Raw genomic sequence first — 23,123 nt, 5'->3', positions numbered from 1 at the left:
TTCTTTACTACACCGTCACCACGTAACTACACCGTCACCACGTACCGGTCACGACGTCGTCGTACGACGCGCTGGCGCATAGACTTGCGAACGAACAAAGGAGAGCCATGTCCTTCCTCAACCGGTTCCGCGAGTGGATTGCCTCGGTGCACCCGCAGGCACCCGTCGGCCCTGAGTGCATTGAGCTACCCGCACTGGGAAACACAGCACAGCAGCCTGCCCGGCCTCTTTCGGCTCCGCTTTCCCCGAAGCAATCCAGGCAATCCAGCGAACGAAACGACACGCACTATCGGCCCGCCCCCAAGGCGCCCACACGCCACGTCACCGTCCATCCGGTGGGCGTGCAGCCGTGGTTGGCGGGCTGGGGTGTCTCGGCATGGCTGCTTCTCGGGCTTGGGCTTGCCGTGTGGGGTATTTTCCACATGGCCGCCGCCGTTCAGTGGGTGCTGGTAGCCGTATTTTTCGGCTTTGTGCTCACCTCTCTGCTCCTCCCGGCGGTGGATACCCTGAACCGAGTGCTGGCGCGCGGCTGGAGCGTGCTCATCGCAATTCTCGGCTTCTTCCTCATTTTCGCCGGACTGGTCACGTGGATAGTCGATTCGGTGGTGTCCCAGTGGACCAGCCTGGGTGCTCAACTCTCCGCCGGCATCAATGGGATTTTCCAGTGGGTGAGTGAGGTATCACCCGTCCAGACCACGCCGGAACAGATGAACCAGGGCCTGCAGACCCTTATTAGCCAGGCTACCCGCTACGTGCAGCGCAACGCGGCGAACCTGGCCCAGCAGGCCGTCTCCCAGGCCAGCACCGTGGCCCTGGGGATCACCATTCTGTTTCTCGGCGTCTTTTGCGCCATCTTCTTTATGCTTCAGGGCCGCACCATGTGGCTCTGGTTCTTGAACATACTTCCCGCGAGTGCCCGCCAGCGTACCAACGACGCCGCACTGGCCGGCTGGCATTCGTTCTCCGGTTACGCGCGCGGCACCATTATTGTTGCGTTCATCGACGGCCTCATGGCCGCCACCCTGCTGCTTCTGTGCCGCGTACCGCTCGCGGCGCCGCTGGCCGCGCTGGTAATGATCGGCGCCTTTATCCCGCTCATCGGTGCACCGCTGGCGATGATCGTGGCCGCCATTATTGCGCTGGCCACCCGCGGCGTGGTGGTGGGCATCATCGTGCTGCTTGGCATTGCGTTGATCGGCCAGATCGAGGGACACATTCTGCAGCCGCTTATCATGGGGCACCAGGTATCCCTCCACCCCGTCACCATCGCGCTTGGTGTCACGGCCGGCACGTTCATCGGCGGCCTACTGGGCGCCATTGTCGCGGTGCCGTTCATGTCCATCTGCTGGGAGGTGTACAAGGTACTCCGGCGTAAACCCGATCCGCCTCTGAGCCGTATTCCGCTCCCCAATATGGAGAATCTGGAGGGCACAGCCGTTGGTAATGCGCTCCACGCGCAGGCTGATCGGGTGATGAACACGTGTGCACGCGGGGGCGCGCCGATCGTGGCTCGCCCGGCCGGCCGTCAATCGGACTCGCCGCTGCCCGCGGACCTGGTGGCCGATAAGACAACCACGCCCGAAAGCGACCAGCATTAGGTCGGGCCTCAGGCCGCCCACCGGGGCAGCGCCGCATACGCCGGTAGATGCCCCGGAACCTACCCGATAATGGCGGCCGCTACGGCGTCGTCCAAGACAACATCGGTGGCGGCGCCACCGCGCAGGGCGGCACGTACGGCAGCGGCCTTCTGCGGCCCGGCTGCCATCATCAACCGGCGCGGCACCCGCTGCAATTCAGCGATCGTGGGACCCGATGCTCGTCGGTTCATCCGGATGCCATCCTGAGAACCATCCGCCCGCATGAACACGGTGCACACATCCCCCACCGCGCCGTCCTCCAGCAGGTACCTGCGGTCCTCGGCGGTGAGATAGCTGGTGGTATACGCGTGAGACGGGATGGCGGTCTCAAAGGAGCCCACACCAAATACGGACAGAGTGGCGCGATTGCGTGCCTCCACCACGGAACGCACGAAGCTCTCTCGGCTGACGGCCTCTTTTGCCTCCGGGTGATCGAAGAAGGTGGGAATGGCCAGATGACGAGCGTGGGTGGCCCAGGCACGCTCAACGGCGCCGAGTACCTCATTGGCGTAGGTGAGGCCCATGCCCCGCGAATCAATGGCACCATTGAGTTGTACCAGCTTGATGCCGGGTAGCGCGCGAGGTTCCAATTCACTGGCCAGCGCAGCGAGCGTGGTGCCCCAGGAAAATGCCACCGTAATATCCGGCTCCATCATGTCGTTCAGCACACGCGCGCCCGCCTGCGCTACCAGCCGAAGCCGTTCCTGCTCCGTACCGGCGCGCCGCGTGGGCACCACGGTCACCTGTACGCCATACAGACGCGCCAGCTCCTCCTGCGTCTCTACCAGGCGGCTAGCCCCGGGCGGGCGCAGGCTGATTTCTACTACGCCCTCGTCGCGCGCAATTTTTAGTAGTCTGGACACGGTCGAACGCGACACGCCCATGCGCGATGCGATCGATTCCATCGTGTGATGCTTGTCGTAGTACAAACGTGCTACCTGGTAGGCATCTCTAAGTCTAAGGTCCCCATTCACAGGTCCATTATTGCACGAACGTGCAACCTTTTGGGTAATGTCACGCAAACGGTACTATTGGAAGATGCAAATACTTTTACGTTACTAGGACGTTTCGGCTATAGGGCGAACGCCTCTAGGACGTATCGACCACTCAATGGGGAGAAAATGGCTAACGAAGAAAAACCGCAGTACGTGATGGCAATTGATGAGGGCACCACCTCCACGCGCTGCATCATTTTTGATCACGCAGGTCAGATCGTCACTACCGCCCAGGAGGAGTTCACTCAGATCCTCCCGAAGGCCGGCTGGGTGGAGCATAACCCCAAGGAAATCTGGAGTGCCATCCGTATCACCGTTGGTGACACGCTGGCTCGGGCCCAGATTAACCGCCACCAGCTGGCCGCGGTAGGCATCACCAACCAGCGTGAAACCACGGTGGTATGGGATCGGCACACCGGCGAGCCCGTCTACAACGCCATCGTGTGGCAGGACGCCCGCACCGAGGAGATCGTCTCTGATCTCATCGCCAAGGAGGGCGCCAACAAGTACATCGACCGCGTGGGCGTGCCAATCAGCACGTACTTCTCCGCCTTCCGTATCAAGTGGATCCTGGACAATGTGCCAGGCGTGCGCGAGCGCGCGGAAGCCGGGGATCTCTACTTCGGCAACATGAACACGTGGGTGCTGTGGAACCTGACCGGCGGCATCAATGGCGGCGTACACATCACGGACGTCACCAACGCCTCCCGCACCATGCTCATGAACATCCGCACCCTGCAGTGGGATGAGGGCGTGTGCAAGGACCTGGACATCCCCATGTCCGTGCTGCCCGAGATCCGCTCTTCCTCCGAGGTATACGGCTACGGCGCCAAGAACAGCCTGCTCATCGATACGCCGATCGCCGGCATCCTCGGTGACCAGCAGGCGGCCACCTTCGGGCAGGCATGCTTCAACAAGGGCCAGGCGAAGAACACGTACGGCACCGGTAACTTCATGCTCATGAATACCGGTGAGGAGCCGATGCGTTCGAGCAATGGCCTCATCACCACCGTGCTCTACCAGCTGGGCGGTCAGAAGCCGGTGTACGCGCTTGAGGGTTCCGTGGCCGTGACCGGCTCCCTGGTGCAGTGGCTGCGCGACAACCTGGGCATCATTTCCAGTTCCTCCGAGGTTGAGGAGCTGGCCAGCCAGGTGGAGGATGCCGGCGGCACCTACATCGTGCCGGCCTTCTCCGGCCTGTACGCCCCCTACTGGCGTACCGATGCGCGCGGCGTGATCGTGGGTCTCACCCGCTACATCAACCGGAACCACATCGCCCGCGCCGTTCTCGAATCCACCGCGTTCCAGAGCGCCGACCTGCTGGACGCCATGAACAAGGATTCCGGCGTGACCCTCCAGGAGTTGCGCGTGGACGGTGGCATGACGGTGGATGAGATCCTCATGCAGTTCCAGGCGGACCTGCTGGGTGTGGACGTGGTGCGCCCCAAGGTCACCGAGACCACCGCCCTCGGCGCCGCGTATGCCGCCGGCCTGGCCGTTGGTTTCTGGGATTCCACCCAGGACGTCATTGACAACTGGGCCGAGGACAAGCGCTGGAGCCCGCGCATGGACACAGCCGAGCGTGACCGTCGCATGCGCCTGTGGCACAAGGCCGTGGATCGCACCCTCAACTGGGTGGACGAGGACACCCGCGTCCTTTCGGAGTAGGGTCCACGTTCTCAAACGGCGTCGTTGTTTAACGGCGCCGTTTTGTTTACTCCAGGCCTTCTCACGTAGGTTCGACGCCGCCGTGGTCACCGCGCGACGAAGCGCCACGCCGTCGTTCGTGCGACGCCACGTTAGGGGCACGCACTTACTACGGGTGAGCGGCTCGCCTCAGGCCCCACCTTGTCCAGGCGACAATCGGGTACGCACCGGTTCCCACAGCAGCTTGGCCGCGCAGACGGCGTCGTTAGAGGAAAAGCGCGGAGATTACGAAGATGGAGATCAACGAGGCGAATGTGGTGATGATATTGGCGTCGCGCGCGAGTGGAATGGCCGTCTGGTAGCGATGCGCGTAGACAAAAACATTGTTTGCGGTGGGGAATGCGCTGACCACCACCACGGGGAGCAGCGCGGCCGCGTGTAGACCGAACGCCCAGCCGAGTCCGGTGGCGATGAGCGGCGCCGCTACCGTGCGCATAAACGTGACCACACACACGGGTGCCAGCCCGCCACCGAACTTGGGCAGACGCGCACCCCGCATCGACATGCCGATGCCAAGCAAAACCAGCGGAGCGGAGGCGGCACCCACAAAATCCGCCGGACGCATGATCCACGCCGGCGGCTCCCAGTGGCACAGCGCCGCCGCCAGGCCGATGAGAACGGAGAGCAGTACCGGATTCTCTAGTTGGCGGAGGATGGAGCGCCAAATACCGCCGGACTCGCGGCCCGTCTGCCCGTCAAGAATCCAGAAGGCAATCGGCGTAATGATGGCAATCTGAAAAATAATGATGGGGGCGGCCTGGGAGGCGTCGTGGGTAATGGCGGCAAGGAAGGCCGTACCCAGATTGCCCGCGTTTGTAATACCCACGGCGATCGTGGCAATACTCAGCTCTGCACCGCGCCAGCGCAGGATAAACCGCATGATGAGGAAGGTAAGCAGAGTGGCTATCAGCGTGGTGAGAATATTGACCAGGCCGCTGGCGGAGAACACCGCCTTGAGGTTTGCCCGCACCATCGTGCCGAACAGCATGCACGGAAGCACCACATTAAACACGATGCGCATAAGAACGCCCTCGGTGCCCGGCGGAGTAATGCCGCGTGCCGCCAGATAGTATCCGCCGAACATCGCCAACAGAATGGCCGCGAAAGATGCGATTACGCCGGACACAGATAGCCGCGATTCTCCCCGGTTCGCCGGGGCGGAAGTGATGTGTAGCCCACGCCAGGAAGGCGTACTAGAGCGGATGAAATGCTAGAACAAATAGCCCCGAAGGCGTCAGTGCACCGGGTGCGAGAGTGCGCCGGAGCCGGTGGCGCACCAGAACGTGCAATTCCGAGGCGCGCCAGCGCGGGCCGCGCGGAAGGACGGACACGCGGTGCGCAAGGACGGACGTAGCACACGCAAAGACGGCCGCGCCACGCACAAAGATAGGCGCACCACGCGCCGTAGCGCCGGCGCGAATTAGAAGATGAGGTTGCCGCGGAGCGCCCGGTGATCCGAGACCGGCAGTACCTGAGTTTCAAGGCTAGAGAAGCGAACGGCCGAACCGACAAAGTAATCCGTGACAAGCGTTGGATGTTCAATGGGTGTAGTAGGAAGCTCCGTAACGTTTGGGGTAGAGAGCGCACCACGCAGTTCCGCCACCGGCATACCGAGACTTCCAAGGATGGCGCGCGGCGCACCGGGTCCGCCGTAGGCAACCGCAAAATCATCCAGTTGCTGCCGCACGAACGTGAGCTGTAAAGCGCGGAGGGCCTTCTGCCGAGAAAGGCACGTGGTGGCAACAAAGATATCCCGCCCGGGCGCTTCGACCTGGGCAAGAATGGCCACGTGCACGCGGGAGGCAGGTGCAAAGATGGCTAGCACGGCATCAAGCGTGCCTTCGTCATCCGATTCGGGGAGAGAAAGGAGGCGCGCACGGCGAATCCGGTAGCGCGAGGCGAGTGCCACCCCAACGCCAGTCAGATGCTTACCACGCCGCTCCGCACACTTGGCCGCCAGGACCGACCGCTGCGGCAGGAAGAGAACATCCTCAAAGTTCCCCGCCGCCACGAATTCACTGAGCAGCGGACCCGACTTGACGCGGTCACGCACACCCTGAAGCGCCAGCAGGTCCGGCCCCATATGAGCAATGCTCACCGCGGCCTTCCGGATGGATTCCGCTTCCCAATCGAGCGCGCTGGTGCCCGGCTTGACGGGATGGTTGGCTTTGCCTTCACCAACGTGGAAGCTCACCGCATGCAACTGGCTCATCTGTGTCCTCCTGAACAATCTCTGATTATCTTACCGGAGGTGGCAGGGTTTTACCGGGGGCAAGAAGGTTCAACGGGAGGCGGCAGTTTCACCCGAGATGGCAGGTTCTATCGGAGGCGGCCGCGTTTTACCTCAGGCGGCAGGTTTTACCGGTTTACCGGCGACGCCGGAGCCAGTCTCCCGCGCTACCGAGACCCCGGTGCCAATGATTACCGGCGACGCCGTGGTCAGTCCGCATTCTTTGGCGTAAAGGTGAGGGCCACGGAATTCATGCAGTACCGCTGACCGGTAGGTGTTTGCGGCGCATCAGGGAACACGTGGCCTAGATGCGACCCGCATTTAGCGCAGCGCACTTCCACGCGCGCGTAGCCAAGCCGGTAATCGATATCCGTGGTGACAGCGTCAGAGTCTGCTGGATCATAAAAGGAGGGCCAGCCACAGCCCGCATCGAACTTGGTGTCCGAGTGGAACAACTCGGCTCCGCATGCCTTACAGCAGTAAACGCCCTCACGGTTTTCCTCCAGCAGTTCGCCCGTCCACGGCCGCTCTGTACCAGCATTCCGCATCACGTCAAACTCGATGGGGGTAAGTAGCTCTTTCCACTCAGCGATGGTCTTTGAAATCTCCGTCATTTCCGTCTCTTCTCTCTGTCTCAGGCCTGCGCGCGGGCCCCTTTCTAGCCCGCTCGCAGGTGAATCCGCTCAATCGCTATCTCGCTACTCGCACTGCCGGCCCTTATATCGCTCACTGATAGTCCGGCTGGTTTGCCCGGACCGCTTCACCCCGGATCCCCCCCAGCAACGCCTCACCCCGGATCACCTCTCCCCTAGCCACGCTTGACCCCAGATCACTTCATCCCGGACCGCTTCGCCACGGGTCGCTTCACTCCAGTCGTGTTTTCTGCCAACCGCTACTCACTCGCCGTCCGCGGCAACATCGCCTGCCGAATCGTTCGGATCCCCGCCTTCGCCGTCAGCGCCCTCTATTCCGGACACATTCGTGTTGCCCTCCACTCGTGGCCCGTTCTCTGCCTTCTCTCGCGCCATTTCTTCATCAACAGCGGCCTCAATCTCCGCATCACTGAGCTGATCACTGATCTGCCCCGTACGTATAAGGAAGCTACGGGTGCGTTCGCGCTGCACGTCTTCCCCGGGACCGGAAAAGTTCTTTGCCAGCTCCGAGGTGGAAAAACGAGATGACTCACCAGCGGTAGTCTCATGGTCAATTGCCGGCGTAGAAGCCTTCTCCATGCGCTGTTCCACGGGGATTCGCCGCGGCAGCGCACCAAGAATTTCCGTGGCGTTCAGCACGGTGGTCTCGGTGGCGTCGGCAGCGGACACGGTAACGCCCGTGCCACCCGCTTTCACGCCGGGCATTCGCTGTCCCGCGCGAGCACCTGTTTCAGTAGTGCGGCTACTACGGCCCTGTGCTCGCGCCGCCGATCTTCCGGCCTTGCCACCACGCGCCGTACCGCCGCCTTTCCCGGCATCTCCATCCACCGCCGCAGCATCGCCACTTGTGCCTTCAATATGAGCGGATTCGTCATTTGCCTCAGACAGTGCATCCAGGTCCGACTGGCTCCCCGTGTACTCCACTATCCGCTTGTGCGGCACAGAAATGGGCGAGTGCTCACGCAGCCACACCACCATGCCCTCGCGCACATAGTTCTTAAGATCCGCGATGGTGGAGGGATTGGCGGAGGATACAAAGATATCGACGCGCAGGCTATCCTCCCCCGCGTCCGCCACCACCAGCGTGCCCGGTTTGCCGTCCCACAGGTCCGTGGAAGCAAGGATTCGCGCCAGTTCCGCCCGCATCGCACCGAGGGGCGCATTCCAGTCCACATGGACGGACACCACACCCTGCATGCCGGGATTCTTGCGGGTCCAGTTCTCAAATGTCTGGGTGGTGAGCTCGGAAGACGGCACGATAAGCCGCCGCCCATCCCACACGGCCAGCACCACGTACGTGAGTGTGATCTCCTCAACGTAGGTGAACTCACCCTTCCAATTGACCACATCACCCACACGAATGGAATCTGAAAAAGCTAACTGCAGCCCCGCAAATACATTTCCCAGCGTTGACTGGGCAGCAATGCCGGCCACCACAGATATCAACCCGGCAGAAGCAAAGATCGATGCACCGGCCGCCCTCATAGAGGGGAATGTCAGCAGAATGGCCGCAATACCCAGTACCACAATGACCGCCGCCACCACGCGCCGCAGGATCTGCACCTGTGTCTCCACGCGCCGCACGCGCGACGGTTCCCGTACCTTCGTACGTGCCAGGACGACGTCGAACAAACCCCGCGCCACTCCCAGCGCCATCCACGTGATGCCGACAAACAGCAGGATAAGAATGATGTGCTGTACGCCTGAGGCGAACGACGGTTTCTGCGAATCCGACAGCCCGCTGTAAAGCATGTTCATGGACACCATGACGCCCAGAATGGCCACGGTAAATGGCACGGCGCGCTCCAGCGGCTGAATGATGGCCTGCACATGCTTCGCGCGGCGGAACCCGTATCTGAGGATGGCCATGCCCACCACGGCTATCAGGAAGCCAACCACCAGCCCGGCCGCACCGGCACCGAGTACCTGCACCACATCAACGGTGACCTCCGCAGCCACCTCCGCCGTGGAATTGCCACCGCTTGGCGTAGCGGTGGCACCTGCAGAGGCAGCGTGCGTGAACGCCTGAAGTACATCGGATATTTGCATGGTTCCAGGGTACTGAAGGGTTCCGACAGATTCGCCGGGCGCCCACTGAGCGTTCACTGAGAGCGCTTCGCGCCCAGGCAGCCTCACTCCACCACCTGGGCCCAGGACCCACCCGGGCCCAGGACAACACCCCCAGATTCTCTAGTGACGAAGGACACGCTAATCGGGGTTTGCTTCGTTGCGAGCATTCCGTATATGCTTATCGAGTTCCCCACTGAGGAATTTCGCCCCTATCGTCTAGAGGCCTAGGACGCTGGACTTTCACTCCGGTAACATGGGTTCGAATCCCGTTGGGGGTACGCAAGGTCACTTGCCGCGGTTCGCCGCGTAAGTTGGCCCCGTAGCGCAGTTGGTTAGCGCGCCGCCCTGTCACGGCGGAGGTCACGGGTTCAAGTCCCGTCGGGGTCGCGAGCAAATCCCGGAGCGGTCCGGGATTTTGTTTGTCTCGGCTCTGTAGCTCAGTTGGAAGAGCGTTCGACTGAAAATCGAAAGGTCACCGGATCGACGCCGGTCGGAGCCACTCTCATATAGCGCTGCTTGCGCTACTCATCCTTACAGCTGCTAGTACAAATTTGAAATGCAGTCTGGATAGATTTGGCTCACATTATCCGCGATTCCCGGATTTCCTGTACGGCGCCGTTCCTATCGATTGTCTCACCTCATCAACTCCGAGACGCTCAGTAGCCGCACGTCGTTCCTGACACGGCTAGTTGTCTCACCCGATCATCCTTATGGCAACCAGTCGAGCTCACGGCCACCGTCCCACAGTTCCTTCGCTAGGAAGCACGGTAGGCTTGCCGTTTACCAGCGCGCACCACGCGCCGCCACATTCACCGCAGCAATGCGCATTCACCGCAGCAACGAAAGGACAGCACATGATCGGAACAATCTTCGGGTACATCATCACCGGTATCGTCGTTGGACTGCTGGCTCGTTTCTTCCTCAAGGGCGATCACAACATCGGCATGCTGTGGACCATAATTCTGGGCGCAGCTGGTTCGGGCATTGGCGGCTGGCTGACCAACCACTTCATTGGCCCCGGCCACGGCATTATTTCCTTCATCGCAGGCATCCTCGTAGCCATGCTGCTCATCAGCTTCTATGTAGGGCCGCACAACCGGAACGTGCGGTAGGCACTCTCGGTAAGCAGGTGGCGCAGGCGGTGACCCATACCGGGGTGATCCTGCCAACCTGCGGTGACCCAACCCGTCGGTTGGCGGGTGGTTGGTGCCGTTTGTAGGTGTTTAAGTCACCTTTGAAGTGCACTAACCACCTACGAATCGTTGCGGGCACGCCCGGCCGGCCAATTAGCCCAATCCGCCCAATCCTTCTAATCTGTCCAATCAGCAGGGGCACCACTTCGGAAGCGGCCAATGCACGCGGGATACCCGCAAGGCGAACCTCGCGGGTGATCTGCCAACTGAAGCGGCCGGTGAGCACTCGAAGCCCACCTGTCGCACGTCTTGTCGCTCTACCGTTGTGCCCCACTCAACCGCCCGTTCAGTCGCCGCACCTGTGAGCGGATGCAAAGCCACATAACCACCCAGATCACCCCATAGATGCCAGCCGTAATCCCCACGAACCCGACGATCGCCCAGCCGCCAGGGATCCACCTCAGGTACACTGCCGCCGGGATCAGCGACACCACGATCACGCTCATATGAAGCATCGTCGCCTTCGCTAAGGAGAAGCGATCAACGGCAAAAATAGCGCCTGCCGCCCCCTGTATCACTCCCAGGAGCGCATATACACACCGCTCAACTAGCACCGCCGCGTTCTCGTTTGAGAACATGGCAAGAAACGCGGAGCTCCCCGGCACATACGCGGATCCATAGTGTGCCGAGAAGGCGAGCTCAATTAAAACGCCAACGACAATACCAACGACACCGCCGATTGCTGCTCTTCTGCGGATGTTCTTCCAGTCCATCATCAACCCCCTACAACCCAAGCGCCTGCTTGAATGCTCGTAGCGAGCGCCGCGATACGAATGACCGCGTCCCATCTACAAGCGTGATGCCGATAGTGCCGGCCACCGAGAAGTCCATCTGTTGCACGTATCTGAGTGCGATAATCTCGCCCCGGTTGATCTGCACAAATGCGTGAGGGTCCAAGGCCTCAGCCAGGTCTCGGATCCGGCGCCGCACGTTCCAGTCACCATCGACGGTCTGGGCCATCACTCTTTTGCCCGCGGTGTGGAACCTCATCACTTGACCTAGTTGAAGGCCGGTCGCACGATCCCCGCGCATACCGATGAGTTCCCATGGATTATGTCCGGCGGCAATCTGCCCGAGCGCATCTTGAATACGGCGGACCTCCGAGGAGACCGCTCGCGCACGTATGGTCACCTCCGTTTCCTCGGCCGTCAGGTCGATTTGCGTTGTTGTTTTCATCCGAGCACCTCCCGTTGCGCATCACTGACTAGTGAAGATGGCGCTTCCCAACTGCTCAAGCGATCGGAGATATTCGGCCATCCAGACCGGACAAGCGGCATCGGCAGGATCCGGCCCATCGGTTGTAGGTGGTTGGTGCCGTTTGTAGGTGTTTGAGTCACCTTTGAAGTGCATTAACCACCTGTGAATGGCCGTCGCGGCCCCAAGCTCTGCCGGTTGGTAGGTGGTTGGTGTTGTTTGCGGGTGTTTAAGTCACCTTTGAAGTGCACTAGCCACCTGCGAATCGTCACTGGCAAGCCGGGATACTCCGGACCCCATTGTCCGGAGCCCCGGTGCCACATGGATCACCAAACCAGCATGGCCGAGTGCAGGCAAGGAAAGCAGTCAAACTAGCGTGCGCCGTCCCTCCGCCGAACCAACGTGCAATTTCCAGCGAATAGGTCAGACCATCGCGCACAAGATATCCGCCCGCAGCACACAATCCAGCTAACGGTGAGGAGAATCTGGTCGGCGACGAGACGGAGCCCCATTGCACCGTCCCGCACATCTTCAGGTTACCGGTCCGCGACCCCGCGCATGCCGGAAAAAGCCCCGCTCAATCTGCCTCACGGCAGGCTAAGGCTTGCCCCGATACGCCGCTAAGACATCTGATTCCCTGCATTCATGCCATTTCCTAGATACGTGGCCGACGACGTCGCCAGCCACCTCGCGTTCCGCTGTCGCAGGGTCCGGTAGATGCCAGAGAGACTCAGGCAGAACGAAACCGCATACAACGAACCTGGCGGAACAGTAGTACGGCACGTAACTACGCTGCGCCAGGGATAAAGATCTACTCGCAAGGCCTTCTGCCCTACCCACGCGGAAGAAGATACCTCACGGTTACCTTGAATTTACGCACCAGATACCCGGGTTTCGTACCGTAATTATGTTTATCCATGTATCGGAGGATCCCGTGCATTCACCGCTTTCGCACATCAGACGTACCGGCGCCGCAATCGTCGCGGCGCTTATTCTCGCTACTGGATTTTCGTCGTCGGCCAAAGCCACGTCTACCACGGCCACGTCTACCACGACTACGCCTGCCGCAGCCACGTCTACCGCAGCCACGCCGCCAGGCGAAGGCGACGGCACCGAACCCGTCACCGAATCCCCGGTGGCGCAATTGCTCTACTTCCAGGACGTCCATGACATTGCTCCTGTGCCGCAGGAAGATGGGGAGCATGGCGGAATAGCAAGGCTCGCCACCGTCCTCAATGAGGCACGGGCAACGGGCACGCCAGATCTCACCATCTCGGGTGGCGATCTGGGTGGCGGCACCCTGTTCGGCGCCGTCTTCCGCGGCGAGGCGATGGTGAAGGCGCTCAACCGCGTAGGTACCGATGTGGCCGGCTTCGGCAACCACGATTTCGATTACGGCGTAGATCAGACTCACAAGCTGGTCTCCCTCTCCACTTTCCCGTGGGTTGCCTCGAACATTTCGAATACCTCGAATGGAAAACCATTCAATGGCACTGAAAACCAAGCCGTACTGCTTAATGCGGGTGACGTGAGGATTGGTTTCCTCGGACTCACAGGAAGTCTCAGCAATAGCACGGCGATGCGGGACGTGACCCAGGAGGACTATGTATCTTCGGCGAAGGCCGCCTCAGATCGTCTCAGAGCTCAGGGCGCCGACATCATTGTTGCCCTCGCTCAAATTGATCGCGCCGGATACGAATCAGTCATGAGCGAGGTTTCAAGTATCGACGTACTGCTTCGAGAAGAGGACTCCTATGGAGCACCGGCCGTCACTAACAAACTCGCCGATGGCCGCATCATCAGTTCCGGAGCTGGCAATTATGGAACCGTCCAGCAGGTCCTTATTTACCGCGACGAAGCCGGCTACCGGTTTGAGGTCAATAGCCTTCCCGTCAATGAATCCGTACCGGCGAACGCCAAGCTCCTCACGTTCCAGGACTCTCGGATGACGGAGCTGGAGAACCGCCTTGCCACTCGACTCACCGTATTGGATAGGGCGCAGGGCCGCCCCCAGCCACTGGGGTCCACCGTGGCCAATGCCCTGCGTCTTCAGGGCAAAGCAGACTTCGGCTGGATCAATGCGGGTGGCCTTCGCGCGGATCTGCCAGCCGGCCACATCACGATGCGCGAAGCCTTGGCGGTGCTCCCGTTCGGTAACCAGCTCATGAAGATCAGTACTACCGGTGCACACCTGCGGTTGGCACTCGAGCAGGCGGCGGACTCTAATCCGAAGGGATCGTCGGGCGGCTACCCGCTGGTGGCAGGCCTGAAATTTGTCTATAACCACGACGCCGCACCGGGGATGAAGATCTCCTCGCTGACCCGAGATGACGGCACACCAATTACTGATACGGACACGTTCACGCTTGCGCTCACAAATTACGTGTACAACGGCGGCAACGGTGTCACAGCGTTTTATGGCGATCCGATCCTCATTGAGGCGGGATCAGGCGGTGCCGACGTTGACGCGCTGGTCGCCTACCTGCAACACATTGCGCAGCCTTCTCCCGCGCCGACGTCGTCGCCCACCGCAACGTCCACAGCCGCACCCTCTTCTCAAGCATCCTCAGGCGCATCGGCTTCCCCTGCTGTCCCGGAACCGAACTACTCCGCTCCGTATTCGTCGTCGGCTGGGAGCGAAGCGCATCAGTCCCTTGCCCACACCGGTATCGACGCCACCGCGCTCATGCTTCTGGTCCTGGTTAGCTCCGGTGCTGGGCTAGCCCTCCTCCGCGGGCGAAACCGTGCGGATCGTTAGATGTCGGAGGTCGCGATTAGGCTGGCAGCGTGGCACACGATATCGAGGACTACTTTCCCGGCGGCGGAGCACCGCGCATCACCTTGCGAGAGGTGGACGCACCGCCGCTATCGGCCGCGCGCCCAGAGCCGGCGGATATCGCCCCGGTGCTGGATCCTGTAGTCCAGCTTCTGCGCGGAAAGCGGTTCGCCGTCCTCACGGGTGCCGGCCTCTCCACGGACTCCGGCCTGCCGGACTATCGTTCCCCTGGTTCGCGGCCACGTCACCAAATCACGCTCCAGCAGTTCATGGCGTCCGAGGAATACCGGCGCCACTACTGGCTCCGCAATCACGGCGGCTGGCTTGCCCCGCTGCGCGCTCAACCCAATGCCGGCCATCGCGCGCTGGCTGCACTCGAGGAGGCGGGCGCAGCCGTGGGTATCATTACCCAGAACGTGGATCGGCTCCACGAGCGCGCCGGCTCCCACTACGTGGTGGATCTGCACGGCCGGTTTGACCGCGTGGTGTGCACAAACTGCGGCATTCACTATGACCGCGCCTTTATTCATCGCCTTTTAGTGGCGGCTAATCCGCATGCGGACGTTAATCCGGCCCGCGGACAGGTAGCCCCGGACGCGGATCTGGATGTAGCTGCGGATGCCCGCTTCCGCGTGGTGGACTGCCCGGCCTGCGGCGGCATCCTCCGCACGGACGTGGTGTTCTTTGGCGGTTCGGTCAAACCGGAGGATCGCGCCTCCGCCCGCCACATGATCGACGTGGCCGACGCCGTGTTGGTTGCCGGCTCCTCCCTCGCCATCGGCGGCACATACCGACTGGCTCGCAGTGCCTACAAGGCGGGCAAGCCACTCGTCATCATTAACCTGGGCCCCACCCGCGCTGACAGCATCGCGCAGGTGGTCGCCAACGTGTCCACCTCGCGGGCGCTCCCTTATCTGGCAGCGCATCTCAGCGCAACGCCATCCGTCCTCCGCAGCCGCGCGCACCATCGGCCCACCCTCGCCGAGCGCACCGAACGCCACCTTCGGTAGCCTGCCCACGTCGCCGCCCAGTAGCCAGCTCGCGTTGCCGCGCCAGGTAAATGCCGCCCGGTAACCGGCACGCGTCGCCACACCAGGTAGATACCGCGCCCAGTAGCCAGCTCACGTTGCCGCGCAAAGCGGGCGTCTCGAATCGCCCACTTTGCGCGCCTACCGCCCCAGCCCCGCTACCCCCAACCGAGCCGATGCAGTTCGGCGTCGTCCAAACCGAAGAAGTGCCCCACCTCATGCACCACGGTGATGCCGATCTGGTGCACCAGGTCGTCGCGATCCCGCGCGTAACGCTGTAGCGGCCCCTGGAAAATGTAGAGACGATCCGGGAACGTGAATGAGTAGTCTGCACGCTCCGAGAGCGGGGTGCCGTCGTAGAGACCGAGGAGTTCGCGGGCCGGCGCCACCTGCCCGCGCGGATTCGGCGTTCCGCCTTCGGTTGCCGCGTCGCTCTCAGTTACCGCGTCGCTCTCAGTTGCCGGGCCACTCTCCGTTACCGCGTTGCTTCCGGTTGCCGCGCCGCCGCCCGTAGTCGCCCTACCTCTAGCGACGACGTCGCCACGCGCGTCCGCCTCACCCCCGGTTGCAGCATCGCCCCCGTCAAGCGGCTCCGTCTCATTGCTCACGGCACCGGTGCCCTCCGCATCCGCCAACATGTCCGGATCGGGTTCGTCCTGCACGATGATGGCCACATTGGTCATAAGCCGCGTCAGGTACTCGGGGATCCGATCGAGGGCGTCGCCCACCGCATCTTCAAACTCTTCCGCGCTCATGGTCACCATGACCCCATGGTTTCACACCGTGAGTTGCATGCTGCGCCACGACCGGCGTCGTAGCGGCCAACACGCCACCGCGAACCCGGCCGGCCACCGAGCCGTTTCAACAAAAAGTTCGCATTGTTGGCCGTAATCGGCCAAAATGGCATAGTAGGTGCCCGCTGCGGCAGAAGGAAGAATTGCATGTCTGAATCCACACACGCGGCCTTTGACGGCCACACGTACGAGGGGTCGAAATACACCACCTCGAATTCCGAGGAGGAGCGCCTCGCCCGTGAGACGGCGCCCCGCAAACGCACGGTGGGCGAGCTTATCTCGGCCGTCAGTGCGCAGTTCTCCGCGATCCTGCGCGATGAATTGAACTATGTGAAGGCGTCCATCATCATCAAGGTGAAGAGGCTTGGTGTAGGCGGTGCGCTGCTTGCCGTGGTTGCGGTGCTGGCCTTCAACCTGCTCACGCTGCTGCTCCTGGCGGTGTCCGCTGCTTTTGCCTCCCTCACCGGGAGCTGGGCGTGGGGCTTCCTCATCACCGCAGCGATTGTGCTGGTGATTATGGCCGTCCTGGGCGGCATTGGCGTTGCCCAGTTGAAGAAGGCGAACACGGTCAAGGTAGAGCCCGGCGATCATCTCTCCGAGGACGTCGCGGCCATGAAGAAGGGAATGGAGAGTTGAGCGATCAGAAGGACACGCGCACACCGGAACAGATCGAGCGGGATCTGCAGGCCATGCGTGAAGAGCTCACGGTCACCGTCAACGAACTGGTCAACCGCGTGGATCCTCGCTCGTCGGTGAAGGCGGCGGCGAACGGGGTCAAGTCCGCGACCGCAAAGTTGCGCGATTCGGCGGCCTCCTCGTTCTCTGCGGCCACGGACCGTGCCCGCGAGGCCATGGGCAATGCGAGCGAGGCGGCCACAAGCATGATGGAGCAGGCCCGCGAAAAGGCTGAGCAGGCTCGCGATCGCGCCGAAAGCGTAGCCGAACAGGCCCGTCATCTGGCTGAAGATGCCCGCGGCGTCGAGGATGCCGGTGCCCAGGAGAATACGTGGGCCGGCGCCCGCATGCCCGCCAGCGCAGAGTTTTCCGACATTCTGACCGATGCGCAGGATGGAGACACAGCCGCGCGCGGCATTCTGGTGGGCGCCGGGGCCGCCGTTGTGGGATTGGCCATCTGGGGGATTTCCAAGCTGCGTTCATAGACCCGGCGGGCATACTTTTAACAGCGCAGTCCCGCTGCGTTTTGACGCCTGTGGACGCGCGTGCGTGTCCACAGTCATAAGCTTGCTCTCACGCCGCGATTCCGGCGTGAGGCTAAGATGGTGCACACTATACTGTTGGAGCGGGAAATACCCGTGCGCGACGAAGGGGGTCAGGCGATGGGCCGCGGCCGTCAGAAGGCAAAGCAACGCAAGGTTGCGCGTAACCTCAAGTATTACGCACCTGAAACTGACTATGAGGCACTGGAGCGAGAACTTCGGAAGGCCGCCTCGGAGCACAAGCACGAAGACGATGCGGACTACTCCGAAGGCGCGGATTATTCCGATAGTGTGGATTATTCCGAGGATGACGAATATACGTACGATCCTGATGAGGTTCCGCCTGCCACGGATGAATAGCGGAAGCTGATTCGTTCGTCAACGCTGAGAGGGGTGCAGAATGCGCCCCTCTTTTGTGCGCCCACAGGTTTAGTACGACGCCAAAGTGGGCGCCCTACTTGCTACTGCTCCGTTGGTACTTATTACTTGTTACTTGCTACGGTCCGGTTGGCACGCCTAGGTTTACCGCCCCGCCCCGAACGACGCCGCACTCGCCTAGTACCTGCGCGCCGCGTCGTCGTCCCCGCTACCTGCCCGCCACACGACTACCTGCCCGCCGCCCGGCCGCTGAGTTGACGGAAAACTCTTCACCTGACGCAAAACTTCCGGCTACGGGGCCAAATCGAGGCCCAAACCGCAAGCTAGCCATCAACTCAAGAGGAAACCGTCAACTCAGCAAACCCAGTGGCCGCGGCACCGTCCGCCCTACACCAGCACGCCCACCAGCGATACAGCGGCCAGGCCCACGACGGAAAGCACGCTCTCCATAAGCGACCAGGTTTTGAACGTCTGCCCCACGGTGAGTCCGAAATACTCCTTGATGAGCCAGAACCCGGCGTCGTTCACGTGGGAAAGGAACACCGAGCCGGCACCGATGGCCAGTACCACGAGGGCCACGTCCACGGCGGGCAACCCGGTCATCACCGGCTGCATGATGCCCGCAGCCGTGATGGTGGCAACGGTGGCGGAACCCGTGGATACACGCACCAGCATGGCCACCAGCCACCCGGCCAGCAGGATGGGAATACCCGACCCGACGATCCCCTGCGCCACGGTGTCCGCGATCCCCGAATCCACCAGGGTCTGCTTGAAACCGCCTCCGGCACCCACAATGAGGATGACGCCGGCGATGGAGGAAATGCCCTGGCCCACCTGGTCGGACACGTGCTTGAGGCTGAGTCCGCGCCGCAAGCCCAGCACCCACATGGCCACCAGTGTGGTGACCAGCAGGGCCACCAGCGGTTCGCCGAGGAACACGAGAATGGCTCCCACCGGGTTCTTCCCAGCACCGCTGAGTTCCACCACCGTGGCCAGCAGCATGAGCACCACGGGAAGCAGCACCACGGAGAGTGCCGTACCGAACCGCGGCTTCGATGTTGTCACCACCGCGCCGCTATCGCCCAGCATGTCGGTGTGCGCTTCGACCGGCACCCACCGCGCCATGATCCGCCCCAGTAGCGGCCCGGAAACAATCACGGTGGGAATGGCTACCAGCAGGCCGAGCCCCAGCGTGAGGCCCAGATTGGCACCCAGCGACTGAATCGCCACGAGCGGTCCGGGGTGTGGCGGCACGAACGCATGCAGGGTAGACAGGCCCGCCAGTGCGGGAATGCCCAGCAGCATGACGGGCATCTTCGCGCGTTTTGCCGCATACATGACGATCGGGATGAGGATCACCACGCCCACCTCGAAGAACAGCGGAATGCCCACAATGAACGCTGCCCCGGCGATAGCCCACGGAAGTGCACGGTGAGAGGTGCGATCGAGGATGGTATCGACAATCACTTCTGCTCCGCCGGAACTCACCAGGAACCGGCCGGTGACTGCGCCGAATACCACCAGCAGGCCCACGCCCGCCATGGTGCTGCCAAACCCGGTGGTGAAGGAGGCGAACATGTTCTTGTAGCCCATGCCCGCCACCGTGGCCATGAGCGCCGAACCCAGCATGAGGGCGATGAACGGGTGCACTTTAGCCCACACGATCAGCGCGATGATGGCCGCGATGCCCAGGATGGCGGCAATAATCAGCTGTGCCATTAGGCGTCCTCCCCGGGCTTTATGGTGTTGTTGAGTTCGACGCCGTTGAGCTCAGTGCCGTTTCGTCCGGCGCCGTTGCGCTCGACGCCGTTCGCCTCCAACGCCGTAGTTGCCGCCTCGGTTGCATTCGTCCCCACAGCAATGCCACGAGCGGCGAGCCCATCAAGGATCTGCCGCACAATCTCATCGACGCCGGGGGTCACGTCCACGGCGAATCCCAGCTCGTCCGCCTCAAGCGGTTCGAGCGTGGCGAACTGCGAGGGCAGTAGCGAGGTGGGCATGAAGTGCCCGGCGCGGTGGGCCATGCGATCCGCGAGCAGCGCTTCGGATCCGGACAGGTGCACGAACACGGTGGTACCGGGCGCGGTGCGAAGCCGATCCCGATAGATTCGCTTGAGCGCGGAACAGGTCACCACTGTCGAGTGCCCGGCTGCATCATGTTCCGCCGTCCACGCCACGATGCGATCCAGCCACGGCCAGCGGTCCTGGTCCGTTAGCGCGACGCCGCGGCTCATTTTTTCGATGTTTGCCTCCGGGTGAAACGCGTCCGCCTCGCCGCTGGGCCAGCCCAGCTTGCGGTCGAGCGCCTCGGCCACGGTCGTTTTGCCCGAGCCGGCCACCCCCATCAGCACGATATGCGTGCCTGCCATGATCCTCCTTCGCGCCACGCAACGCCGCGTGGCCGGCTCATTATTGCAGGCCTGAAGGAGTTATGGGAGGGGCGACGACGTCGCGGCGCCGGCCCGTAGTAGGTACCGCGTCGTCGCCCCGCCGGCAGGAACTTGGCGGCCCGCTACCGGTACCGGGCCAGCGCATCCGCCCCGAACAGCGGGAAGAAACGGCCAATATCCGCGCGGGTACCGGAGGCATCAATTTTGCCCGCGGCCCGCGCCGTCGCCCAATCGGTGGTGCCGGCGGCGAGCGCCACAAACGTGGCCGCATCGAGCTCCACCACGTTCGGCGGGGTACCGCGTCGGTGGGAAAGTCCCTCTACGGCCTGCACCGCACCGGCGTAGGGCACACGCACCTCCACCGAATGGCCGGGATGCCGCTCGGCAATTTCTTCCAGCCCGAACCGGGCGGCGGTGCGCAGCTGACGGCGGTCAAGCGCAGCCCCATCGGCCGCGAGCGCCAGCAGCCGCATGCCTTCCCAGCTGTCGATTTTGCGGGAGGCCACCTACACCAGCCCCTGGGCGATCATGGCGTCGGCCACCTCGGTGAACGCGGCGCAATTGGCGCCCACTACCAGGTTGCCGGGGTGGCCGTAGGTGTCCGCGGCCGCTACGCAGCGCTCATAAATATCCTCCATGATGCCGTGCAGCTTGGCGTCCACCTCCTCGAAGGCCCACCGGCTACGCGCCGCATTCTGGGACATCTCGAGCGCCGAGGTGGCCACACCACCGGCGTTGGCCGCCTTGCCGGGTGCGAATACCACGCCGGCCCCCTGCAACATTTCGGTGGCCTCGATGGTGGTGGGCATATTGGCACCTTCGGCCAGCACCTGCACACCGCCGTTGAGGAGCGCCCGAGCGTCTGCCGCTTCCAATTCGTTCTGGGTGGCGCAGGGTAGCGCCACTTCGCCGCCGAAGCCCCAGGGGCGTGCGCCGTCGTAATACTCCGCGCTGGAGCGCTGCTCCGCGTAATCGCTCACGCGCCCGCGCAGATCCTCCTTGATGTGGCGGATCAACTCGAAGTCGATGCCGGCCGGGTCATACACAGCGCCGCTGGAATCGGAGACGGATACCACGGTGGCGCCCAGCTGCTCGGCCTTTTCCACCGCGTAGAGCGCCACGTTGCCGGAACCGGACACCAGCACTCGCTTGCCGTCCAGCGCCTCCCCACGCTCCTCGAGTATCCGCTGCGCGAAGTACACCACGCCGTAGCCCGTCGCCTGCGTGCGCGCCAGGGAACCCCCAAACGAGAGCGGCTTCCCCGTGAGTACACCGGCGTCGAACCGATTCGCGAGGCGCTTGTAGGCGCCAAAGAGGTAACCGATTTCGCGGCCACCCACCCCCATGTCGCCCGCGGGCACGTCCGTGTTTGGGCCGATGTGGCGGAATAGCTCCGTCATGAAGGACTGGCAGAAGCGCATCACTTCGGCGTCGCTACGGCCCTTCGGATTGAAGTCCGCCCCGCCCTTACCGCCGCCGATACCCTGGCCGGTCAGTGCGTTCTTGAAGATCTGTTCGAAGCCGAGGAACTTGAGCATCCCCTGAGTGACGGCCGGATGGAAGCGCAGTCCGCCCTTGTAGGGCCCCAGTGTGGAGCTGAATTCCACGCGGTAGCCCCGGTTGACGTGGATGCGCCCGGCATCATCCGCCCACGGCACGCGGAAGGAGATGATGCGCTCCGGCTCGGTGATGCGCTCCAGAATGGCCGCCTCTTCGTAATCGGGGCGCTGTGCCAGCACGGGCGCCACGGATTCCAGCACCTCGCTGACGGCCTGAATAAACTCCGGCTCGGCGGGGTTCTTGGCCTTCATTCGTTCAATCTGCTCTGCAACGTTATACGCCATAATTTCTCCTCAGTGGCCCGCGGGCACATTACTCGCATGACTGACACTTGCGTGAAAGGTTACCGCGCGCGTCTGGGTTGCCACGGGCATCCCGTCAGCATGTGATACACGGTGACGTAGCGTTCACGGGTGAGGGCCACGACGGAGGCGGGCAAAGGCGGCGGTTGTGTGAAGGAGCCGGCGTCCCATTCGGGCTGCTCCATGAGCCAGTTTCCCACCAGTTCCTTATCGAAGGAGCGCTGGGAAGTGCCCGGCCGGTATTCGGAGGCGAGCCAAAAGTGGGAGGAATCCGGGGTCATGACCTCGTCGCCCAGTTCGATGTCCCCCACCTCCTCGTTGACACCAAACTCAAATTTGGTGTCCGCCAGTACCAGGCCGTGGGATGCGGCAATCTCATGTGCGCGGCGGTAGAGACGAAGGGAGGAGTCTCGAAGTGCAGCCGCGGTTCCCTCTCCGACGGCGTCCGCGAACGTCCGTTCACTCACCGGCACGTCCGGTGTGCCCGGCCGGCCCTTACGGGCGGGGATGAACAGGGGCTCAGGCAGGCGTTCCGAGGGATGCAGGCCGCCGGGTAGTGCCTGACCGCCCACGGTGCCGGCCTCCCGGTACTCCCACATGGCGCCCTGGTTCATGTATCCCATTACCTGGCATTGGAACGGGATCATGCGAAGGGCACGCGCCATGATCGCCCGCCCGGCCACGGCCTCCGGCACGTCCATTGAGGCCAGGTGCGTGGTGACCAGCCCGGATAACTGCTTCAGCCACCACAGCGAAATTTGCGTGGTGATTTCGCCCTTATCCAGGATGAGCGAGGGCACCACCCGATCAAAAACCGCCAGGCGGTCCGTACTCACCATGAGCAGATGATCGCCGGTACGTCCCAGGCCCACGGGCCGGTAGATTTCCCATGTTTTTCCCACGCGCACCATGGCCCATCCGGACAGCCCGGCACGCCATGCCTCCCTCATGGTTTTCCTCCAACCACTCGGCCTAGCCCCATCGCTGGGCATTTGGATG

21 protein-coding genes and 3 tRNA genes are annotated in these 23,123 nt (G+C 62.6%); 11 read left to right on the top strand and 13 right to left on the bottom strand.

Annotated features, from left to right (window positions below):
* Positions 1-107 precede the first annotated feature (107 nt).
* Complete coding sequence (locus tag EIH27_RS00185) at positions 108-1,598, top strand: AI-2E family transporter (RefSeq protein WP_124038950.1); 1,491 nt, start codon at positions 108-110, stop codon at positions 1,596-1,598.
* 59 nt (positions 1,599-1,657) lie between these two features.
* Here the strand turns inward: EIH27_RS00185 and EIH27_RS00180 are convergent, their stop codons facing one another.
* Positions 1,658-2,611, bottom strand: a complete 954-nt coding sequence (locus EIH27_RS00180; protein ID WP_277424083.1) for a sugar-binding transcriptional regulator — start codon at positions 2,609-2,611, stop codon at positions 1,658-1,660.
* Positions 2,612-2,758: 147 nt separating this feature from the next.
* Here EIH27_RS00180 and glpK point away from each other — a divergent pair, with 147 nt between their 5' ends.
* Positions 2,759-4,300 (top strand): glycerol kinase GlpK, encoded by a 1,542-nt coding sequence (gene glpK / locus EIH27_RS00175; RefSeq protein WP_124038948.1) that lies wholly within the window; start codon positions 2,759-2,761, stop codon positions 4,298-4,300.
* 244 nt (positions 4,301-4,544) lie between these two features.
* Here glpK and EIH27_RS00170 read toward each other — a convergent pair whose 3' ends face one another.
* The 4 genes from EIH27_RS00170 to EIH27_RS00155 all read right to left on the bottom strand — a co-directional run bounded on the left by EIH27_RS00170 (position 4,545) and on the right by EIH27_RS00155 (position 9,271).
* A complete protein-coding gene (locus EIH27_RS00170; RefSeq protein ID WP_124038947.1) occupies positions 4,545-5,465 on the bottom strand; it encodes an AEC family transporter in 921 nt (306 codons plus the stop codon).
* A gap of 294 nt (positions 5,466-5,759) precedes the next feature.
* On the bottom strand, positions 5,760-6,551 hold the full coding sequence (locus EIH27_RS00165) for an endonuclease/exonuclease/phosphatase family protein (RefSeq protein WP_124038946.1): 792 nt from the start codon (positions 6,549-6,551) through the stop codon (positions 5,760-5,762).
* A 227-nt stretch (positions 6,552-6,778) separates the two neighbouring features.
* Positions 6,779-7,183 carry a peptide-methionine (R)-S-oxide reductase MsrB gene (gene msrB, locus EIH27_RS00160; RefSeq protein ID WP_124038945.1) on the bottom strand — a complete coding sequence of 135 codons (405 nt, stop codon included), beginning with the start codon at positions 7,181-7,183 and terminating at the stop codon, positions 6,779-6,781.
* Positions 7,184-7,465: 282 nt separating this feature from the next.
* On the bottom strand, positions 7,466-9,271 hold the full coding sequence (locus tag EIH27_RS00155) for a mechanosensitive ion channel family protein (protein ID WP_124038944.1): 1,806 nt from the start codon (positions 9,269-9,271) through the stop codon (positions 7,466-7,468).
* 226 nt (positions 9,272-9,497) lie between these two features.
* Between EIH27_RS00155 and EIH27_RS00150 the strand changes: the two genes are divergently transcribed.
* The 4 genes from EIH27_RS00150 to EIH27_RS00135 all read left to right on the top strand — a co-directional run bounded on the left by EIH27_RS00150 (position 9,498) and on the right by EIH27_RS00135 (position 10,404).
* Positions 9,498-9,570, top strand: a tRNA-Glu gene (locus tag EIH27_RS00150).
* Between the two features lie 35 nt (positions 9,571-9,605).
* Positions 9,606-9,679: transfer RNA gene (locus tag EIH27_RS00145), tRNA-Asp, on the top strand.
* Positions 9,680-9,718: 39 nt separating this feature from the next.
* A tRNA-Phe gene (locus tag EIH27_RS00140) sits at positions 9,719-9,791 on the top strand.
* A 355-nt stretch (positions 9,792-10,146) separates the two neighbouring features.
* Positions 10,147-10,404 (top strand): GlsB/YeaQ/YmgE family stress response membrane protein, encoded by a 258-nt coding sequence (locus EIH27_RS00135; protein ID WP_124038943.1) that lies wholly within the window; start codon positions 10,147-10,149, stop codon positions 10,402-10,404.
* A gap of 338 nt (positions 10,405-10,742) precedes the next feature.
* Here the strand turns inward: EIH27_RS00135 and EIH27_RS00130 are convergent, their stop codons facing one another.
* Both EIH27_RS00130 and EIH27_RS00125 read right to left on the bottom strand, forming a co-directional pair.
* Complete coding sequence (locus EIH27_RS00130; protein ID WP_206424841.1) at positions 10,743-11,201, bottom strand: DUF3021 domain-containing protein; 459 nt, start codon at positions 11,199-11,201, stop codon at positions 10,743-10,745.
* Positions 11,202-11,208: 7 nt separating this feature from the next.
* Positions 11,209-11,661: a LytTR family DNA-binding domain-containing protein gene (locus EIH27_RS00125; protein WP_124038941.1), complete on the bottom strand. Its 453-nt coding sequence runs from the start codon at positions 11,659-11,661 to the stop codon at positions 11,209-11,211.
* 925 nt (positions 11,662-12,586) lie between these two features.
* On the opposite strand from EIH27_RS00125, the gene EIH27_RS00120 reads away from it, so the two are divergent.
* Together EIH27_RS00120 and EIH27_RS00115 are read left to right on the top strand one after the other, a co-directional pair.
* The gene (locus EIH27_RS00120) at positions 12,587-14,437 is read left to right on the top strand and encodes a bifunctional metallophosphatase/5'-nucleotidase (RefSeq protein ID WP_124038940.1); all 1,851 of its coding nucleotides are present in this window, start codon (positions 12,587-12,589) and stop codon (positions 14,435-14,437) included.
* A gap of 29 nt (positions 14,438-14,466) precedes the next feature.
* Entirely contained in the window at positions 14,467-15,465 is a 999-nt protein-coding gene (locus tag EIH27_RS00115; RefSeq protein ID WP_124038939.1) for a Sir2 family NAD-dependent protein deacetylase, read from the top strand.
* A 176-nt stretch (positions 15,466-15,641) separates the two neighbouring features.
* On the opposite strand, the gene EIH27_RS00110 is transcribed toward EIH27_RS00115, so the two are convergent.
* Positions 15,642-16,247, bottom strand: a complete 606-nt coding sequence (locus tag EIH27_RS00110) for a metallopeptidase family protein (protein ID WP_241152902.1) — start codon at positions 16,245-16,247, stop codon at positions 15,642-15,644.
* A 177-nt stretch (positions 16,248-16,424) separates the two neighbouring features.
* Between EIH27_RS00110 and EIH27_RS00105 the strand changes: the two genes are divergently transcribed.
* The 3 genes from EIH27_RS00105 (at position 16,425) to EIH27_RS00095 (ending at position 17,854) form a co-directional block, all read left to right on the top strand.
* A complete protein-coding gene (locus EIH27_RS00105) occupies positions 16,425-16,913 on the top strand; it encodes a phage holin family protein (RefSeq protein ID WP_124038938.1) in 489 nt (162 codons plus the stop codon).
* Positions 16,910-17,437: a DUF3618 domain-containing protein gene (locus EIH27_RS00100; RefSeq protein ID WP_124038937.1), complete on the top strand. Its 528-nt coding sequence runs from the start codon at positions 16,910-16,912 to the stop codon at positions 17,435-17,437. The genes EIH27_RS00105 and EIH27_RS00100 overlap by 4 nt, the downstream gene beginning before the upstream one ends.
* A gap of 117 nt (positions 17,438-17,554) precedes the next feature.
* The gene (locus tag EIH27_RS00095) at positions 17,555-17,854 is read left to right on the top strand and encodes a DUF3073 domain-containing protein (RefSeq protein ID WP_338133964.1); all 300 of its coding nucleotides are present in this window, start codon (positions 17,555-17,557) and stop codon (positions 17,852-17,854) included.
* A gap of 405 nt (positions 17,855-18,259) precedes the next feature.
* Here the strand turns inward: EIH27_RS00095 and EIH27_RS00090 are convergent, their stop codons facing one another.
* From EIH27_RS00090 to EIH27_RS00070, 5 genes are all read right to left on the bottom strand, one after another.
* On the bottom strand, positions 18,260-19,591 hold the full coding sequence (locus EIH27_RS00090) for a GntT/GntP/DsdX family permease (protein WP_124038936.1): 1,332 nt from the start codon (positions 19,589-19,591) through the stop codon (positions 18,260-18,262).
* Complete coding sequence (locus tag EIH27_RS00085; protein ID WP_124038935.1) at positions 19,591-20,241, bottom strand: gluconokinase, GntK/IdnK-type; 651 nt, start codon at positions 20,239-20,241, stop codon at positions 19,591-19,593. Before EIH27_RS00085 ends, EIH27_RS00090 begins: the two co-directional genes overlap by 1 nt.
* 143 nt (positions 20,242-20,384) lie before the next feature.
* Complete coding sequence (locus tag EIH27_RS00080) at positions 20,385-20,768, bottom strand: sterol carrier family protein (protein WP_241152901.1); 384 nt, start codon at positions 20,766-20,768, stop codon at positions 20,385-20,387.
* Positions 20,769-22,106, bottom strand: a complete 1,338-nt coding sequence (gene gdhA / locus EIH27_RS00075; protein WP_124038934.1) for an NADP-specific glutamate dehydrogenase — start codon at positions 22,104-22,106, stop codon at positions 20,769-20,771.
* Between the two features lie 59 nt (positions 22,107-22,165).
* Positions 22,166-23,074, bottom strand: a complete 909-nt coding sequence (locus EIH27_RS00070) for a phosphoribosylaminoimidazolesuccinocarboxamide synthase (RefSeq protein ID WP_164461552.1) — start codon at positions 23,072-23,074, stop codon at positions 22,166-22,168.
* Positions 23,075-23,123 lie beyond the last annotated feature (49 nt).

The organism is Neoactinobaculum massilliense, assembly GCF_900604955.1.
In the GTDB taxonomy this organism is placed as follows: Bacteria; Actinomycetota; Actinomycetes; order Actinomycetales; family Actinomycetaceae; genus Neoactinobaculum; species Neoactinobaculum massilliense.
Note: the sequence above shows the minus strand (reverse complement) of the source record. Positions and strands in the feature narration are given on the sequence as shown.

Bases quoted from the DNA above. Each gene is read 5' to 3' on its own strand.
- EIH27_RS00185 (WP_124038950.1), top strand. From the start codon at position 108: ATGTCCTTCCTCAACCGGTTCCGCGAGTGGATTGCCTCGGTGCACCCG.
- glpK (WP_124038948.1), top strand. From the start codon at position 2,759: ATGGCTAACGAAGAAAAACCGCAGTACGTGATGGCAATTGATGAGGGC.
- EIH27_RS00165 (WP_124038946.1), bottom strand. From the start codon at position 6,551: ATGAGCCAGTTGCATGCGGTGAGCTTCCACGTTGGTGAAGGCAAAGCC.
- msrB (WP_124038945.1), bottom strand. From the start codon at position 7,183: ATGACGGAGATTTCAAAGACCATCGCTGAGTGGAAAGAGCTACTTACC.
- EIH27_RS00155 (WP_124038944.1), bottom strand. From the start codon at position 9,271: ATGCAAATATCCGATGTACTTCAGGCGTTCACGCACGCTGCCTCTGCA.
- EIH27_RS00135 (WP_124038943.1), top strand. From the start codon at position 10,147: ATGATCGGAACAATCTTCGGGTACATCATCACCGGTATCGTCGTTGGA.
- EIH27_RS00130 (WP_206424841.1), bottom strand. From the start codon at position 11,201: ATGATGGACTGGAAGAACATCCGCAGAAGAGCAGCAATCGGCGGTGTC.
- EIH27_RS00125 (WP_124038941.1), bottom strand. From the start codon at position 11,661: ATGAAAACAACAACGCAAATCGACCTGACGGCCGAGGAAACGGAGGTG.
- EIH27_RS00120 (WP_124038940.1), top strand. From the start codon at position 12,587: ATGTTTATCCATGTATCGGAGGATCCCGTGCATTCACCGCTTTCGCAC.
- EIH27_RS00110 (WP_241152902.1), bottom strand. From the start codon at position 16,247: ATGGTGACCATGAGCGCGGAAGAGTTTGAAGATGCGGTGGGCGACGCC.
- EIH27_RS00105 (WP_124038938.1), top strand. From the start codon at position 16,425: ATGTCTGAATCCACACACGCGGCCTTTGACGGCCACACGTACGAGGGG.
- EIH27_RS00095 (WP_338133964.1), top strand. From the start codon at position 17,555: ATGGTGCACACTATACTGTTGGAGCGGGAAATACCCGTGCGCGACGAA.
- EIH27_RS00090 (WP_124038936.1), bottom strand. From the start codon at position 19,591: ATGGCACAGCTGATTATTGCCGCCATCCTGGGCATCGCGGCCATCATC.
- EIH27_RS00085 (WP_124038935.1), bottom strand. From the start codon at position 20,241: ATGGCAGGCACGCATATCGTGCTGATGGGGGTGGCCGGCTCGGGCAAA.
- gdhA (WP_124038934.1), bottom strand. From the start codon at position 22,106: ATGGCGTATAACGTTGCAGAGCAGATTGAACGAATGAAGGCCAAGAAC.
- EIH27_RS00070 (WP_164461552.1), bottom strand. From the start codon at position 23,074: ATGAGGGAGGCATGGCGTGCCGGGCTGTCCGGATGGGCCATGGTGCGC.